Here is a 1219-nt window from a genome sequence, read left to right on the forward strand (position 1 = left end):
TCGAGCCGGCCCGGGGGGCATCGCCCTGGCCGCCGTTGGCGCCGCCCTGGGCATTGCCGTCGCTGCGCAGCGACAGGTTGAGGCCGCCCCCCGAGGGATCGAGCCCCGTCTGGGACAGGGCCTGCTGCAGATGGCCGGCGTCGCGCTGGAGCATGGCCAGCGTCTCGGGCCGCTCGACCACCAGGTGGGTCATCACCGTGCCCCGCGCCTTGTCGATCTCGAGCTTGACGTCGATCCGCCCCAGTTCGGCCGGGTCGAGCCGGATCTGGAACTCGCTCGACCCGGCGAGCGAGCGCAGCCCGATGGTCATCGGCACCTGCCCGAGCGGTACCGCCGGATCCGGCGGGGCTTGCACCTGGCTCGGGGTCGGCGCGGCGGCCTGCGTCGTCGCGATCGCCGATCCGGCCGCCTGCGGTGCGAGGAGGGACGCGTCCGGATTGCCATGGAGGAGGGCGGGAGCCGGGGCCTGCATGCCGGCGGCCGGGCCGGTGCCTTGGCCGGTGCCTTGGCCGGTGCCTTGGCCGGCATCCGCCAGGGCGGTCAGGAAGTCCTGGCCGGCGGCCGCGCTCGAGGCCGCCTCCTTGCCCGAAGGATCGGCCGCACCGGCTTTGACCGCCTCGACCGGGCTGGCGCCCTGAGCCGACGGCCTCGCCATCTGAGCAGGGCCGGCCTTGGGCCCGGAGACCGCAAGGTCTGGCTTTGCTCCGGCCGCATCCGCGCCCGCGCCCTGCGTCGGCACCGCCCCAGACCCAGCGAGCCCTGCGCCGCCCGGGCCGACCGCTCCGACATCCTTGGCCTCGCCGTCGGCCGCTGCGCCGCCGGCAACGAGCGGGGCACCCTTCACCAGTTCGGCCAGCAGCGCCGGCAGCGTTCCCGGCATGGCCGGGCTCGCCGGTGGAGGCGTGGTCTGGGCCGGCACCTCGCCCGGCGCCGGTTCGACTTGCGCGGTCTCGATGGCGGCTGGATCACCGGCTTTCGGGTCTGTCCCGGCGGCGGTGGCAGCGGTCGCGTCGGGGGCAGCCTCTTGCGCCGGCCGCGTCGCCGCGTCGGAGGCTTGCTGCGCCTTCGAATCCGTATCCCGAACGGCCCCGACGGCGGCGGGATCCGACGGTTTTGCCGGCGCCTGTGTCGCGGCGCGGGTCATCGAGGTCGCGGGCCGCGCATCCGCAGCTGCCGTCCTCTGAGTCTGCGCCGGGGGCTCCGGCGGCTTGGGAAGATT

The 1219-nt window shown here is 75.5% G+C and carries 1 protein-coding gene; it reads right to left on the minus strand.

The features are described from left to right. The coding region (locus FV228_RS30250) for a flagellar hook-length control protein FliK (RefSeq protein ID WP_246694087.1) at positions 1-1144 on the minus strand (1144 nt) is incomplete at its 3' end. Positions 1145-1219: the final 75 nt, after the last annotated feature.

It is taken from the genome of Methylobacterium sp. WL18 (genome assembly GCF_008040015.1).
Taxonomy (GTDB): Bacteria; Pseudomonadota; Alphaproteobacteria; order Rhizobiales; family Beijerinckiaceae; genus Methylobacterium; species Methylobacterium mesophilicum.